We start from the raw sequence: 14,832 nt of genomic DNA on the forward strand, positions 1-14,832 counted from the left end.
CCAGCCACTGGCCGACCTTCGTCGGCCCGGGGCCGCAAGGCCCAGCCGGGCCGCGCAGGCCCGGGGGAAACCGGCCCCGCAGGCGCCACGGCGCGGGCCACAGGCCCGACCAGCGGCCCGGCGGCAGCACACCCTCCGGCCGGACGCCGGCCCGCCCGAGGCGCACCGCCCCGAGTGGGCGGGCGGGCGAAACCCCGGCCCGCAGGGGCACGGCGCGGGCGCAGGCCCGAGCAGCGGCCGGGCGACGCCCCGCCCGTAGCGCACCGCGCAGCAAAGGGGCGGGCGGAGAAAGCAAGAGACAGCCCCGCCCGCAGGGCCGATGACTGGGCGCACCGCGCCCAAGAAGGGCGGGCGGGTGGGGAGAACCGGCCCCGCAGGGGCACGGCACAGGCCGCAGACCCGACCAGCGGCCCGGCGGCAGCACACCCCCCGGCCCGGGCGCCGCCCGCCCAAGGCGCACCGCCCCGAGAGGGCGGGCGGGGGAAACCCCGGCCCGCAGGGCCGATGACTGGGCGCACCGGCCCAGAAAGGGCAGGCGGGTGGGGAGAACCGGCCCCGCAGGGGCACGGCACAGGCCGCAGACCCGACCAACGGCCCGGCGACGCCCCGCCCGTAGCGCACCGCGCCGCAAAGGGGTGGGCGGGGGAAGAACAGGGGCAGCCCGGCCCTGAGGGCCGGGCCAGGGGGTGGGCCACCCGCCCCGGAAAGAGGGCGGGTGGGTGGGGAAAACCGGCCGGGTCAGGGGAGGTGGTCGGCGAGGGTGGTGAGGAGGGCGGCGACGCCTGCCGGTCCTGGGACCGTGAGGTCCGTCGCCTCGGTCAGGGCGGAGACCTCCGCACTCCCGCTGCAGACGCGCAGCCCCGGCACCCCCTCCGCGGCGAGGGCCGCGACGGCGGCGAAGGCCGGGAGGTCGCCGAGGTCGTCGCCGGCGTAGAGCAGCGATCCGGCCTTGGTCTCGCGCGCCAGCGCGGTGAGCGCGGCGCCCTTGTCCATGCCGCCGGGGCGCAGTTCAAGGACGAGGCGGCCCGGTTCGACGGTCAGCTCATGGCGGGCGGCCAGCTCGTCCAGGGGGGCGCGCAGCGCCTCGTACGCGCCCGGGGGGTCGGCGGCGCGCCGGGTGTGGACGGCGAGCGCGTTGCCCTTGTCCTCGATGAACGCGCCGCTCGCGGCGACCAGTTGCGGCAGTTCGGCGCGGGCGGCGGCGACGCCGGGGTGCGGTGGTGGGGTGTGCAGCCGGCCGGTGGCCGCGTCCCAGCGTTCCGCGCCGTACGCGCCGAGGACGATCAGTCCGCTCAGCTCGGGGTGGTCGGCGAAGCCGCCGAGGCGGACGGCCACCTCGGCGGGCCGCCCCGTGACCACGGCGAGGACGGCGACCCGGCCGGCGAGCCGGGCGAGCGCGGGGAGGGCGTCGGGGTGGGCCCTGGCCTGTTCGGGGTCGGCGACGATGGGGGCCAGGGTGCCGTCGAAGTCACAGGCGATCAGTGCGGAGGAGGGCCGGTCGAGCAGCGCGGCGAGCCCGGCGCGGCCGGATTCCGTGGCGGGAACGGGAAGTGTGCCCATGTACATGACCTTACCGTCGTGCTCGCTTGGCGTCGCGACGGCGTCGCAGTCGGTTGATCGTCACCGGATCGTGGGCCAGCGCCCGGGGATCGTCCAACAGGGCGTTCAGCAGCTGGTAGTAGCGGGTCGGCGAGATGCCGAGCCGTTCGCGTATCGCGCGCTCCTTCGCGCCGGGGCCCGGCCAGGAGTCGCGCTCGACCGCGAGGACCGCGCGGTCCCGTTCGGCGAGATCACCCGCCCCGTCTCCCGGTCTGTCCGATTCCTCACTCATCCGGGCATGTTAACCAGGGGGACCGACAGCGGCGCCCCCGTCGACGACAACGACGAGACCGACGAGACCGACGAGACCGATGAAAGGGAGGAGTCAGGATGCCGTTCGACAGCAGCCTCACCGCCGCCGAGATCGCCGCCCAGCCCGACGCCTGGCGGCGGGCCGCCGAGGCGGCGCTGGCCGCGCCCGACGGGGCGTTGCCGCGTCCCGGGGAGCGGGTGGCGGTGACGGGCTGCGGCACTTCGTGGTTCATGGCGTTGGCCTATGCCGCGCTGCGCGAGGCGGCCGGGCAGGGGGAGACGGACGCGTTCCCGGCGTCCGCGTTCCCGGTGTCCCGGACGTACGAGCGGGTGGTGGCGATCTCGCGTTCCGGTACCACGACCGAGGTGGCGCGGCTGTTGACGGCGGTGCGGGCCGCGCGGCCGGACGTTCCGGTGCTGGCGTTGACGGCGGACGGTGCCACGCCGGTCGGTCAAGCCGCCACGCATACCGTGGTGTTGGACTGGGCGGACGAGCGGTCGGTGGTGCAGACGGTGTTCGCGACCACGGCGTTGGCGTTTCTGCGGGCCGCTTTGGAGCCGGCCGGCAGCGGTCTGCCGCCGGTGGTCGACGCGGCGCTGGACGCCGAGTCGGCGTTGGGGCGGCCGTTGCCCGATTCGGCGCTGGCGGCCGGGCAGTGGACGTTTCTCGGCAGTGGTTGGACCTATGGTCTGGCGTTGGAGGCGGCGCTCAAGTTGCGTGAGGCGGCCGGGGGTTGGACGGAGGCGTATCCGTCGATGGAGTACCGGCACGGGCCGATCGCGATCGCCGGGCGGGGTCGGGTGGTGTGGCTGTTCGACGCGGCCCCGGAGGGGGTGTCGGAGCGGGTGCGGTCCGCGGGTGGCTCGTTGCTCGGCCCGGCGGAGGGGGATCCGTTGGCCGGTCTGGTGCTGGCGCAGCGGCTCGCGGTGGCGGTGGCCGAGGCGCGTGGGCTCGATCCGGATCGGCCGCGCGGGCTCACTCGTTCGGTGATCTTGCGTTAGTGGACTAGACCTCTTCCCCTCTTCCGGGCGAGACTTGCGCGTGTGAGTCTCCAGGAGCAGCAAGCGAACTATGTGATCGCCCTCGATATCGGGGGCACCACGCTCAAGGCCGCGTTGACCGATCCCGACAACGAGCCGCTGTTCCGCGCGCGCCGCGACACGGCGACCGGCGGGCCTGAGGCGGTGGTGGCCGGGATCCTGGACTTCGCCGCCGAGTTGGCCGAGGAGGGCCGCGCCCGGTGCGGCGGCCCTCCGGTGGCCGTGGGCCTGGCGGTGCCGGGCGTGGTGGACGAGGCCGCCGGCCTGGCGAGTTACAGCGCCAACCTGGGCTGGCGCGATGTGCCGTTGGCCCGGCTGGTGTCGGAACGGCTCGGCGGGGTCCCGGTGGCGCTGACCCACGATGTGCGGGCCGGTGGCCTGGCCGAGGGACGGCTGGGCGCCGGGGCCGGCGTCGGCCGTTTCTTCTTTGTGGCGCTCGGTACCGGGATCGCCGGGGCCATCGGCGTCGGCGGCCGGATGGAGCCGGGGGCGCACGGGGGCGCGGGCGAGATCGGGCATGTGGTCGTGCGCCCCGGTGGCCCGCGCTGCGGCTGCGGTGGCCATGGCTGTCTGGAGACGCTGGCGTCCGCCTCGGCCGTCGGCCGGGCCTGGGCCGAGGCGTCGGGGGCGGCGGGCGCCAGCGCGGCGGACGCGGCCAGGGCGGTGGCCGCAGGGGACGGGCGGGCCCTGGCCGTCTGGCGTGACGCCGTGGAGGCGTTGGCCGACGGCCTGCTGGTCGCCGTCAACCTGCTGGACCCGGAGGTGGTGATCGTGGGCGGCGGTCTCGGCGAGGCCGGCGAGATCCTGCTCGATCCGCTCCGTTCCGCGCTGGCCGCCAAGGCCACCTTCCAACGACTTCCCGCCGTGGTGCCCGCCGCGCTCGGGGAGGCCGCCGGGCGCCTCGGCGCCGGCCTGCTCGCCTGGGACCACAGTCAACTCCCCCACACCGCGGAGGTTTCCCCGTGACCCGTATCGCCGACCAGCCGGCCGACAACACCTCGGACACCAGGGCCCTGGTGCTCGCCGGCGCCAGAGTGGTGACCCCGGACGGGGTGTGGGACGGGGCCTCGGTCACCGTCGAGCGCGGGCGGATCGCCGAGGTCCGCCCGGCGCCCGGCGATCCGGGGGCCCCGGAGGAGCACGGCGCGGTCGATCTGTCGGGGCACTGGCTGGTGCCCGGGTTCGTCGATCTCCATGTGCACGGCGGCGGCGGCGCCTCGTTCTCGGCCGGCACGGCGGAGGAGGCGCTGCGGGTGGTCGCGACCCATCGGGCGCACGGCAGCACCACCCTGGTCGCTTCCACGGTGACCGGCGCGCTGGACGATCTGGCGGCGCAGGCGGGGGCGTTGTCGGAGCTGGTGGAGCAGGGCGATCTGGCCGGGCTGCACTTCGAGGGCCCGTTCATCGCCGAGAACCGCTGTGGCGCGCACGATCCCACGTTGCTGCGGGATCCGGATCCGGCGGATGTGCGCAAGCTGGTCGAAGCGGCCAGGGGCACGGCGCGGATGGTGACCCTGGCGCCCGAGCGGCCCGGCGGTCTCGACTCGGTGCGGCTGCTGCGCGACCTCGGGGTGATCGCGGCCGTCGGCCATACCGACGCCTCGTACGAGGTGACGCGGCGGGCCGTCGACGCCGGCGCCACGGTGGCCACCCATCTGTTCAACGCGATGCCGCAGCTGGCCCATCGGGCGCCGGGGCCGATCGCCGCGCTGCTGGAGGACGAACGGGTCACCGTCGAGCTGATCAACGACGGCACCCATCTGCACCCGTCCGTACTGGCGTTGGCGTTCCGTTCCGCGGGCGCCGACCGGGTGGCGCTGATCACCGACGCGATGGGCGCGGCCGGGATGGGCGACGGCAGTTACCCGTTGGGTCCGCTGCGGGTGGAGGTGCTCGACGGGGTGGCGCGGATCACGGACGCCGGCACGCCGCCGGGCACCGGCGCCATCGCCGGCTCCACGCTGACCCTGGACCGGGCCTTCCAGCGGTCGGTGACGGTGGACGGGCTGCCCGTCGCCGAGGTGTCGCGGTCGCTGTCCGGCACGCCGGCGAGGCTGCTCGGGGTGGCCGACCGGGTGGGGTCGATCAAGGCGGGCAAGGACGCCGATCTGGTGGTGCTGGACGCCGACTTCGAGCTGGTCGGGGTGGTCCGCAAGGGCGAGTGGGTGGTGCGGCCGTGACGCTCGCCGGCTGCCGGGAGCTGTTGGCCGACGCGCGGCGCCGGGGCGCCGCGCTGGCCGCGTTCAACGTGATCACGTTGGAGCACGCGCAGGCGGTGGCGGCCGGGGCGGCGCGGGTCGGGGCGCCGGCGGTGCTCCAGCTGTCGCAGAACGCCGTGGCCCACCACGGCGGCCGGCTGGCCCCGCTGGCCGCCGCGCTGCGGGCGGTGGCGGCGGAGGCGCCCACCGCGCTGGCGCTGCATCTGGATCATCTGGACGAGGGACCGCTGGGCCGGGCGCTGCTGCGGGCGGCGCCCGAGGCCGGGTTCGGCTCGGTGATGTTCGACGGCTCGCGGCTGCCGGCGGCGGAGAACGTCGCGGCCACGGCGGCGACGGTGCGTTTCGGGCGGGAGCACGGGCTGCTGGTCGAGGCCGAGTTGGGCCGGATCGGCGGCAAGCCGGGCGACGCGCACCGCCCCGGGGTGCGCACCGATCCGGTCGAGGCGGCGGAGTTCGTGCGGGCCACCGGCGTGGACGCGCTGGCGGTGGCGGTGGGCAGCAGTCATGCGATGACCGAGCGGGACGCCCGGCTCGACCATCGGCTGATCGCGAGGTTACGCGGCTCGGTGGCGGTGCCGCTGGTGCTGCACGGCTCCTCAGGGGTGCCGGACGACGAACTGCGGCGGGCGATAGGCGCCGGCATGACCAAGGTCAACATCGGCACGGCGCTGAACATCGCGCTGACCGCCGCCGTCAGAAAACGACTGACGGCCGACACCGCGCTGGTCGACCCGCGCCCCTATCTGACCGAGGGACGCGAGGCCATGACGGCGACGGTGGCCCGGCTGCTGACGGTGCTGGGGCAGGCCCCGCCGGCCGCCGGATCGGCTACAGCTGCTCGTCCGTGACAAAGAGCTGGTCGATGGCCACGTCGCAGGAGCTGTCGCAGGTGAACTGGATGCTGTTCTGACCGCGCACCAGCTCGACCTGGTTGAAGGTGCGCACCCAGCTGTCGTCCCACTCGTCGCTGTTGGTGTTGTAGTCCCGCAGATTGACCGGGTCTTCCCTGGGCGTGCCATTGATCGAGAACGACAGGGTCTGATCGTCGCTGATCGCCGAGTAGCCGGTGTAGAGGTAGTACATGCCCGGCTCGCCCTCGAAGTCGAAGGACCAGTTGATGGTGGCGCCCTGGCGGCCCTCCAGCGCGATATAGGAGCCGGAGTCCGAGCGGGCCCCGTCGAAGGTGGCCTCCAGCGCGGCGCCGCCGCCGAGCGCGAGCTGGGTGATGTCGGCGGTGGGCAGCTCCTCGGGCTCCGGATCCTCGCTGGGATCCGGATCCGTCTCGCCCTCGGTCGAGCCCTCGTCCTCGCCCTCGCCGTCGTCGGTCGGCTCGGTGGTCTCGCCGCCGTTCGCCTGGTCGTCGCCCTCGTCGTCGCCGCTGAACAGGATGGCCGCGCCGACGCCCAGCACCACGGCGAGCACCACCGCGATGGCGCCGACCAGCAGCCCGTTGCGGCGGGAGTCCTGATCCGGCCTGCGCCGGTCGGGCGGGCCGCCGTAGCCGCCACCGCCCTGGGTCTCGGGCGCGGCATAGCGCGCGTCGGGCGACGGCTGCTGCCGGTAGCCCTGCTGTCCGCCGAAGGTGCGCTCCCCCACCGGGCGCACCTGGTTGTACGAGGGCTGCCGGGGGGCCACCGGCTGCTGGCCCGCCGCTCCGCCCTCGGGTCGATAGAGGTAGGCGAACGGGTCGTCGCCCTCGTCAGGCGTTCCCTGGCCGGTGTTCCCCGCGCTCATCGACTGCCGCTCCTTCGTTGCTGCGATACCACATGCCCCACCCCATCCTGCTGCGGGCGAGCCTACCCCGTTCGGGCGAAGCCCCGGTCCAGACGGCGAGGTCCCCGCCGGGGGCCGGCGGGGACCCGCGCGGGACGTGCGAAAACGCGCGAGGAACGTGCGGGGAACGCGCGAGAACGTTCGGAGTCGTTCGCGGACGGAAGCTGTTCCGGTCGCGAACGGTCGCGCCCCCCGGGTCGCGCCCCCCGGGGGTGGGCGGCCGGTCAGCTGGCCCGGCGTCGGCCCTGGGCGCGGGCGCGCTTCTCCACGTACATCCTCTGGTCCGCCGACTCCAGGACCTCCTCGGTCGTCATCCCGCAGGCGGCCCAGCCGATGCCGAAGCTGGCGCCCACCCGCACGCCACGGCCCTCGACCCGGATCGGGGGCATGATCGAGCCACGCAGCCGCATGGCCAGATCCGCCGCGTCCGAGGGGCGCAGGCCCTCGGCCAGCACCACGAACTCGTCGCCGCCGAGCCTGGCCACCGTGTCGTTGTCCCTGACCCCCTGCTCCAGCCGGCGCGCCACCTCGACCAGCACCGCGTCGCCGCAGACATGGCCGAACTGGTCGTTGATCGACTTGAAGCCGTCCAGATCGCAGAAGAGCACGGCCAGGCCCTTGCCGTCGCTGCCGGGGGCGTCCGGCTGGCAGACGTGCTCGTGGTGGTCGAAGGCGTGGGTGCGGGCGTAGGCCGACTCGTCGAAGAACGTGGCCGTCACCGCCCCGGGGCCGGTCGGCATCGGGACATGGAGATGCGGCGGGCTGGTGCAGATCCGGCTGCTCAGCCGGGCGCGCAGCTCAGCGCTGTTGGGCAGCCCGGTGAGCGAGTCGTGGCTGGCGCGATGGGCGAGGGCCAGCTCGTGCCGCTTGCGGTCCTCGATGTCCTCGACATGGGTGAGCTGCACCTGCGGCCCGGCCGCCGAGTCGGCCACCACGGAGTTGCGCAGGCTGACCCACACATAGGAGCCGTCGTTGCGGGCCAGCCGCAGCTCGGCGCGGCCGCCGTCGTTGGTGGTGGCGAGCAGCACCGCCCGGTCCTCGGGGTGCACCAGATCGTGGAAGCTGTAGCGGCGCAGCGCGGCGGCGGTGCGGCCGAGCAGCCGGCAGAGCGCGTCGTTCACCCGGAGCAGCCGGCCGTCGCTGTCACCGCCGACCTCGGCGATCGCCATCCCGCTCGGCGCGTACTCGAACGCCTGCCGGAAGCTCTCCTCGCTGGCCCGCAGCGCCTGCTGTTCGCGTTCCAGGCGGACCAGCGCGCGCTGCATGTTGCCGCGCAGCCTGGCGTTGCTGATGGCGATGGCGGCCTGGGAGGCGTAGAGCTGGAGCGCCTCGCAGCCCCAGGGCCCCGGACGGCGGCCGTTGCGCGGCTTGTCGACCTCAAGGACGGCGAGCAGCTCTCCGTCCGAGGCGTACATCGGCGCGAAGAGGCGGTCCATCGGATGCCACTCGTCGGGGTAGCGGGGGGCGGGCCCCGTGGTGTGCCACTGGGGGACGTCGTCGTGGTCCAGCACCCAGCCCTCGGTGTACGGGATGAAGCGGAGTTCGCCCCAGCGCTCGCCCATGTTGAGCCGGCGGTCCCAGGACTCCCGGGAGCCGGTGCGGCCGGCGATGGCCGCCTCGGCCTTGTCGGTCTCGACACGGTCGCTGCCGGCCACGGCGGCGACCAGGAGGTTTCCGTCGGGCCTGACCACATTGACCGAGGCCAGCTCGAAGCCGAGCGCGGTCACGGTGCCGTCGGCGATGGTCTGCAGGGTGTCCGCCATGCTTCGGGCGGTGTTCAGCTGAGCGACGACCTGGTGCAACTCCCGCAGCGAGGCAAGGCGCACATAGGGCTCCGTCTCCGTTTCCATCACTCCCCCGGGCGCGAAATGCACGTGCAGATACTGAGGCCACTGAATCACAGGGAGCTGCCCACTAGGTACACAGGGTCAGCGATTAGTAGCCTACTGTGACTCATGTCACACTGCGAGCAGGTTCCGTCGCGCGATGTAGGACGAGCCCCCACAAAGCCCTGGTTCCCCGGCCCGATGCCGGCCCGGGGGTCGGGACGTTAGCGTGCCGGGGTGTCTCTTCCAGCCCGGCGCCCCGCGCCCCCCGTCGCCCCCGTCCCGCCCCCGACGGCGTCCGCCGGGCCCGTCGCGCATGCTGAGGGGGTGAGCGAGGAGGAGTTCCGAGGAGCGATGGCCAGGCTCGCCGGCGGCGTGGTGCTGATCACCGCGCACGACGAGGACGAGGGCCCGCGCGGCGCCCCCGCCGGGATGACGGCGACGGCGTTTCTCTCCGTCTCCCTGGCACCGCCGCTGGTGCTGGCCAGCGTGCGCACCGGCTCCCGGATGGACGAGATCCTTGAGGCCCAACCCCTCTGGGCCGCCTCGCTGTTGGGCCAGGAGCAGCGCGTCACCGCGGGGCGGTTCGCGATGAGCGGCCGGCTCAGCGACCGGCTGCTCTTCCAGGAGGTGCCCCATGTGCTCGGCGAGTTCACCGGCGCGCCGCTGGTGAAGGGGGCCCTGGCCACGCTGGAGTGCCGCACCGAGAGCCGCGTCCTCGCCGGCGACCACACCCTGCTGATCGCGCGGGTGCTGCGCGCCGGGGTGCCGGTCGAGACGGGCGAGCCGCTGCTCTACTACCGGGGCGCCTACCGCCGCCTGGGCTAAGGCCCGGACCGTCAGTCCCACTGGGCGCGGCCGGTGCGCCCCTTCTTCAGCTCGGCACGGCGCCGCTTCTCCCGCAGCCGGCGCTCCACCAGGGAGCGCGGCTTCTTCTTGGCGCGACGCGCCGGTGGCGGCGGCTCGGTGGCCTCGGCCAGCAGCCCGACCAACCGCTGCGCGGCCGCCTCGCGGTTCCGCCACTGGGAGCGGTGCTCGCTGGCGCGCACCACCAGCGTCCCCGACTCCGTCAACCGACCGGCGAGACGGGCCAGGGCGCGCTCCTTCCAGACCTCGGGCAGCGCCCGGGAGGCCGCCACGTCGAAGCGCAACTCGACCTGGGTGTCAGAGGTGTTGACATGCTGACCGCCCGGCCCCGAGGCGCGCGAGAACCGCCAGCGCAACTCCGACTCGGGGAGGCTGACCGCATCACGGATGAGGTAAGGACCGGACATACGTTCCATGTTCCCGCGTCCGCCCCCGGGACGCATATCGGTTTTCCCACGGTCAACTCACGTTTCACCCAAGCCGCTGTGGAACCGGCGCTCGGCTGACATCGTTGGGGACAGTGAGGGTAACGTCTTCGCAAAGAAGACCCTGAACGATCCGTACTAAGGGGATATCTCCATGGGTGTGAGCCTGTCCAAGGGTGGCAACGTCTCGCTGAGCAAGGAGGCTCCGGGCCTGACCGCGGTCACCGTCGGCCTGGGCTGGGATGTCCGCACCACCACCGGTACCGACTTCGACCTCGACGCCAGCGCCCTGGGCGTGAACGCCGAGGGCAAGATCGTGTCGGACCAGCACTTCATCTTCTACAACAACCTCGCCACCCCCGATGGCACCATCCAGCACACCGGGGACAACCTCACCGGCGAGGGCGAGGGCGACGACGAGCAGATCAAGGTCGGTCTCGCCGGTCTGCCGCCCGAGGTCGACAAGATCGTCTTCCCGGTGTCGATCCACGACGCCGACAACCGCGGTCAGAACTTCGGCCAGGTCCGCAACGCCTTCATCCGCGTGGTCAACCAGGCGGACGGCGTCGAGCTGGCCCGTTACGACCTCACCGAGGACGCCTCCACCGAGACCGCCATGGTCTTCGGCGAGCTGTACCGCAACGGCGCCGAGTGGAAGTTCCGCGCCGTCGGCCAGGGCTACGCCTCCGGCCTGGCCGGTATCGCCCAGGACTTCGGCGTCAACGTCTGAGTCCCCCGGTCTCCGGCTGATCGCCCGTCGACCGGCCGGACGCGTCCCCGCCCCAGCGCCGGGACGCGTCCGGCCCGACGCGCCCTGGCACGCCCAAGGCCGGGGCGCCCGCCGGGCCCGGGGGCAATCGCGGCGAGAATTCCCCCGTGCGGCATGGGTACTTGCCTTCCCCATTCCCGTACTGAAGGGTATGGGCCCATGCAGATCGTCATCACCTCGCGGAAGGCGGCGACGCTCGACACCTGGCGACGGGCGCGCGTGGCCGGCCCCGAGGTGACGTTCCATCTGGGGTGGCGCTCCGCCATGCCGGTGGACGCGATGGTGGTGGCGGGCGTGCACGCCTTCCCCCGCCTCGGCGGGCGACCGCGCTGGGATCGCGCCCAGATCATCGAGAACACGCACTACGACGCCTGGCCCAAGTTCCTGGTGGTGCCGCCGACTCGGCCCATGGTGCTCGGCGAGGACGGCGTCGCCCGGATCCACCCGGACTTCCGCCGGATCACCCCCGCCTCCTATGCCGCTTCCGAGGCGATCGCCGAGATCGTCCGCTGGAACGAGACGCAGGACGACGCCATCTCGGCCGCCGAAGTGAACCTGCCGCTGCTGGAGTTCGACAATCCGGCGGACGCGTCCAGCGCCCGCGCCTTCCAGACCGCGCTCCGCGACCGGCTCACCGCCGAGACGGTGCCCGCCGACCTCACCGGGCGGTACCGCTGACGCCGGCCGGACAGGGCCGGCCGGCTAGTTCGCCTCGATCAGGCGCAGTTCGGGATGTGCGGTGCCGCCCTCGATGGCGGTGGAGGAGAGATGTGACACCACCCGGTCGTCGACCGGGTCGAGCGCCGGATCGTCGTGCACCACCAGATGCTCGTAGGTGGTGGCCCGCTGGGCCGGCACCCGGCCGGCGGAGCGGATCAGCTGGATCAACTCCATGCGGTTGGAACGGTGCTTGGCGCCCGCCGAGGAGACCACGTTCTCCTCCAGCATCACCGAGCCGAGATCGTCCGCCCCGTAGTGCAGGGAGAGTTGGCCGACCTCCTTGCCCGTGGTCAGCCAGGAGCCCTGGATATGCGCCACGTTGTCCAGGAAGATCCGGGCGATCGCGATCATCCGCAGATACTCGAAGAGCGTCGCCTGGGTCTGGCCCCGCAGCTTGTTGTTCTCCGGCTGGTAGGTATAGGGAATGAACGCGCGGAACCCGCCCGTGCGGTCCTGCACCTCGCGCACCATCCGCAGATGTTCGATCCGCTCGGCGTTGGTCTCCCCCGTGCCCATCAGCATGGTGACCGTGGACTCGACGCCCAGGCGGTGCGCCGTCTCCATGATCTCCAGCCACTCCTCGCCGGACTCCTTGAGCGGAGCGATGGCCGTGCGCGCCCTCGCGGGCAGCAGCTCGGCCCCGGCGCCGGCGAACGAGTCCAGGCCGGCCGTGCTCAGCCGGCGGATCGCCTCCTCCGCGGTGACGCCCGAGATACGCGCCATATGGGCCACCTCGGAGGCGCCCAGCGAGTGGATCACCAGCTCGGGGAACGCCTTCTTGATGGCCGAGAAGTGCTCCTCGTAGTACTCCACGCCGAAGTCCGGGTGGTGGCCGCCCTGGAACATGATCTGGGTGCCGCCCAGCGCCACCGTCTCCGCGCAGCGGCGCAGGATGTCGTCCAGATCCCTGGTCCACACCTTGTCGCTCTTGGGCGGGGCGTAGAAGGCGCAGAACTTGCAGGCCGTGACACAGGCGTTGGTGTAGTTGATGTTGCGCTCGATGATGTAGGTGGCGATGTGCTCCACCCCGGCGTAGCGCCGCCGGCGCGCGGCGTCGGCCGCCTGCCCCAGCGCGTGCAACGGCGCGGAGCGGTAGAGGTCCAGCGCCTCCTCGGGGGTGATCCGCCCGCCCTCGGCGGCACGGTCCAGCACGCTGGCGAACTCGGCGCCCATCACGTTCCCTCCGACGGTTCGACGGCCGTTCGGCCATGTCACGGCCGTTCCAGCGTACGCCAGCCACTTCCGGCGACCCGGTGCGGCCGGGGCGTGTGGCCGGGCGTGCCGGTCAGCCCTCGGGGCTCTCGTACCAGTCGGTGCCGCCCAGCATGAAGGACCACCCGGTCTGGCCGCTGGTGGCGCTGGTGCGCAACGGCTCGCCCTCGTCGTCGATCACCAGCACGCCCTCGCGGTCGCCGCTCGACCAGGCCAGCTCCAGGTACCAGTCGACGTCATGCTCCTCGGTGTGCGCGGTGACATAGAGGACCAACGGGTCCGACTCGTCCACCCACAGCGGCAGTTCGGGCTGGCCGGCGCGGGCGGTCGGGCCCGGCGTCACCGCGTCCAGGTCGACGTCGAAGGCGGCGGTGTCGACGGGGCCGCCGCCGCAGGCGCTGTAGCCGGTGTAGAGGTTCCAGGGCAGCGGTTCGTCGGCCCTGGTGACGCGGACATGGAGGTCCTGGAGGACCACCGTCCCCTCGCCGGTGCCCTGGACGGTCAGCTCGACATACTGCTCCCCGGCCGGGACGGCGCCCATCGCGCGGGCCCAGCCGGGCGCTTCGGGCTCGTGCGGCGGCGGGGGGACGGACTCGGGGTCGGCGTCGACGAGGTAGTGGTTGCCGCAGGGGCCTTCGAACGCGTGGGGGCGGACGGCCACGGAGACGGGCGCCGGCTCGTCGCCGGCGGCCGGCGGAGGCGGCCGCACCGGATCCTTCGGATCCGTCCCGTCCTCGCGCAGGGCGAACAGCAGCCCCGCGGTCAGCGTCAGGGCGGCGGCCGCGGCGGCGGCGCCGACGACGACCGGCGCGCGGCGCCATCGCGGCCGCTCGGGCGGTTGCTCGGCCGGTTGCTCGGGCGGTTGCTCGGCCCGGGCGGGCGGCGCGGGCGGCGCGGCCGGGGGCTCAGGTTCGGGATCCGGGGCGGCGCGGCGTTCCCGTTGCCGCTCGCGCGCGGTGTCGGCCGCGATCCAGCGGCGGTGCAGCTCCACCAGCTCCTCCGGCGTCGCCCGGCACTGCCGCGCGAACCGCTCCACCGTCGCGAACTCCGGGGGCAGTCCCTCCCCCTTGCAGTAGCGGTGCAGCGTCGACGGGCTCAGATGCAGGCGCTTGGCCAGCGTGCCGTAGCTCAGCCCGGAGCGGCCCTTCAACTCCGCGAGCAGCGCCGCGAGATCGGCGATCTCCGCGTCCGTGGCCATCTCTCCCCCTGGTTCCGCGTCCCGGCTCGGCATTCGACGCGCCCGCCATCCTTCCAGCTCACGGAGGGTTCGAATGTCCCGGCCTCCCGTCCCGGCCGGCGGCGCTGGTGGCCGGGACGGAATCCGGCCCAACCTGTGGTCGTCCGGCGAACGACCTCGCCGGATTCGGTCGCACCGGCCCTCGGGCCGCGCCGATATCCCAGCCGATATCCCAGCCGATATCCCACTCGAAGGAAGCAGCCCCTCATGAACGCCAGCCCGCTCCGCCGCCGCACCCGGACCCTGGTCGCCGCCATGGCCGCCGTCGCCGCCCTCGCCCTGACCGCCTGTGAGGACGAGGACGTCACCCAGGGCAGCGGCGGCTCCGACGGGGGCGCCGATGTGGTGGACGACGCGTCGGACGAGCCCTCTGACGAGCCCCCGGGCGAGCCCGACGAGAGCGACGACACCGGTGTGGAGCCGGGGCAGGGCACCCTGGAGGGCGGCGCTGGCGAGAGCGGGGCTGACACCGCGCCCTGCACGGATGCGAACACCGAGGTGACCGTCTCCCCGGTGGAACGGCCCATCAACCATCTGCTGCTGACCGTCACCAACACCGGCGAAGCGGACTGCTTCGCCTACCACGGGCCGTTCCTGGGCTTCGAGAACGCGCAGGCCCCGCTGCCGTTCGTCGAGGACAGCCGGCCGGGGAGCGTGACCGCGCTGGGTCCGGGCGAGTCGGCCTACGCCGGCGTGATCACCTCGTCCGCCGAGGCGACGGACGGATTCACCGTGACATCGCTCACCCTCTCGTTCGCGGCCGCGAACGGCGGATCGACGGGCGGGACGGTGCACCTGTCGCTGCCGGGCGACGAGCTGTACCTCGACGAAACGGCGGCCGTCACCTACTGGCTGCCGTCGCTGGACGAGGCCCTTGTCTGGTAGCGGGACA

The 14,832-nt window shown here is 73.5% G+C and carries 15 protein-coding genes; 8 read left to right on the forward strand and 7 right to left on the reverse strand.

Going from position 1 to position 14,832, the window contains the following annotated elements:
* Window positions 1–738: 738 nt before the first annotated feature.
* Window positions 739–1,560 carry a trehalose-phosphatase gene (otsB, locus tag AOM46_RS29495; protein WP_078857329.1) on the reverse strand — a complete coding sequence of 274 codons (822 nt, stop codon included), beginning with the start codon at window positions 1,558–1,560 and terminating at the stop codon, window positions 739–741.
* A 10-nt stretch (window positions 1,561–1,570) separates the two neighbouring features.
* Window positions 1,571–1,831: a DUF3263 domain-containing protein gene (locus AOM46_RS29500; RefSeq protein WP_062217284.1), complete on the reverse strand. Its 261-nt coding sequence runs from the start codon at window positions 1,829–1,831 to the stop codon at window positions 1,571–1,573.
* A 98-nt stretch (window positions 1,832–1,929) separates the two neighbouring features.
* On the opposite strand from AOM46_RS29500, the gene AOM46_RS29505 reads away from it, so the two are divergent.
* The 4 genes from AOM46_RS29505 to AOM46_RS29520 are packed head-to-tail and all read left to right on the forward strand — an operon-like array spanning window position 1,930 to window position 5,959.
* On the forward strand, window positions 1,930–2,853 hold the full coding sequence (locus AOM46_RS29505) for an SIS domain-containing protein (protein WP_062217287.1): 924 nt from the start codon (window positions 1,930–1,932) through the stop codon (window positions 2,851–2,853).
* 42 nt (window positions 2,854–2,895) lie between these two features.
* Window positions 2,896–3,858 carry an ROK family protein gene (locus AOM46_RS29510; RefSeq protein ID WP_062217290.1) on the forward strand — a complete coding sequence of 321 codons (963 nt, stop codon included), beginning with the start codon at window positions 2,896–2,898 and terminating at the stop codon, window positions 3,856–3,858.
* A complete protein-coding gene (gene nagA / locus AOM46_RS29515; protein WP_234314110.1) occupies window positions 3,855–5,072 on the forward strand; it encodes an N-acetylglucosamine-6-phosphate deacetylase in 1,218 nt (405 codons plus the stop codon). Before AOM46_RS29510 ends, nagA begins: the two co-directional genes overlap by 4 nt.
* On the forward strand, window positions 5,069–5,959 hold the full coding sequence (locus AOM46_RS29520; RefSeq protein ID WP_062217293.1) for a ketose-bisphosphate aldolase: 891 nt from the start codon (window positions 5,069–5,071) through the stop codon (window positions 5,957–5,959). The genes nagA and AOM46_RS29520 overlap by 4 nt, the downstream gene beginning before the upstream one ends.
* Here AOM46_RS29520 and AOM46_RS29525 read toward each other — a convergent pair.
* A complete protein-coding gene (locus AOM46_RS29525; protein ID WP_062217295.1) occupies window positions 5,940–6,845 on the reverse strand; it encodes a hypothetical protein in 906 nt (301 codons plus the stop codon). The two genes, AOM46_RS29520 and AOM46_RS29525, sit on opposite strands and share 20 nt — an antisense overlap.
* A gap of 263 nt (window positions 6,846–7,108) precedes the next feature.
* Complete coding sequence (gene cdgB, locus AOM46_RS29530) at window positions 7,109–8,734, reverse strand: diguanylate cyclase CdgB (protein WP_062217297.1); 1,626 nt, start codon at window positions 8,732–8,734, stop codon at window positions 7,109–7,111.
* Window positions 8,735–9,037: 303 nt separating this feature from the next.
* On the opposite strand from cdgB, the gene AOM46_RS29535 reads away from it, so the two are divergent.
* Window positions 9,038–9,538 (forward strand): flavin reductase family protein, encoded by a 501-nt coding sequence (locus AOM46_RS29535; RefSeq protein ID WP_062217299.1) that lies wholly within the window; start codon window positions 9,038–9,040, stop codon window positions 9,536–9,538.
* An 11-nt stretch (window positions 9,539–9,549) separates the two neighbouring features.
* On the opposite strand, the gene arfB is transcribed toward AOM46_RS29535, so the two are convergent.
* Window positions 9,550–9,984: an alternative ribosome rescue aminoacyl-tRNA hydrolase ArfB gene (arfB, locus tag AOM46_RS29540; RefSeq protein ID WP_199824085.1), complete on the reverse strand. Its 435-nt coding sequence runs from the start codon at window positions 9,982–9,984 to the stop codon at window positions 9,550–9,552.
* 172 nt (window positions 9,985–10,156) lie between these two features.
* Here arfB and AOM46_RS29545 point away from each other — a divergent pair, with 172 nt between their 5' ends.
* Together AOM46_RS29545 and AOM46_RS29550 are read left to right on the forward strand one after the other, a co-directional pair.
* A complete protein-coding gene (locus AOM46_RS29545) occupies window positions 10,157–10,732 on the forward strand; it encodes a TerD family protein (protein WP_062217304.1) in 576 nt (191 codons plus the stop codon).
* A gap of 198 nt (window positions 10,733–10,930) precedes the next feature.
* Window positions 10,931–11,449 carry a hypothetical protein gene (locus AOM46_RS29550; protein WP_062217307.1) on the forward strand — a complete coding sequence of 173 codons (519 nt, stop codon included), beginning with the start codon at window positions 10,931–10,933 and terminating at the stop codon, window positions 11,447–11,449.
* A gap of 24 nt (window positions 11,450–11,473) precedes the next feature.
* Here AOM46_RS29550 and mqnC read toward each other — a convergent pair whose 3' ends face one another.
* Both mqnC and AOM46_RS29560 read right to left on the reverse strand, forming a co-directional pair.
* On the reverse strand, window positions 11,474–12,664 hold the full coding sequence (gene mqnC, locus AOM46_RS29555; protein WP_062217310.1) for a cyclic dehypoxanthinyl futalosine synthase: 1,191 nt from the start codon (window positions 12,662–12,664) through the stop codon (window positions 11,474–11,476).
* A gap of 112 nt (window positions 12,665–12,776) precedes the next feature.
* Window positions 12,777–13,901, reverse strand: coding sequence for a helix-turn-helix transcriptional regulator (locus AOM46_RS29560; protein ID WP_062217313.1), 1,125 nt, complete (start codon window positions 13,899–13,901; stop codon window positions 12,777–12,779).
* 246 nt (window positions 13,902–14,147) lie between these two features.
* On the opposite strand from AOM46_RS29560, the gene AOM46_RS29565 reads away from it, so the two are divergent.
* Window positions 14,148–14,825 carry a DUF4232 domain-containing protein gene (locus AOM46_RS29565; protein WP_062217317.1) on the forward strand — a complete coding sequence of 226 codons (678 nt, stop codon included), beginning with the start codon at window positions 14,148–14,150 and terminating at the stop codon, window positions 14,823–14,825.
* The last annotated feature ends 7 nt before the right edge of the window (window positions 14,826–14,832 follow it).

The organism is Streptomyces sp. NBRC 109706, assembly GCF_000974485.1.
In the GTDB taxonomy this organism is placed as follows: Bacteria; Actinomycetota; Actinomycetes; order Streptomycetales; family Streptomycetaceae; genus Streptomyces.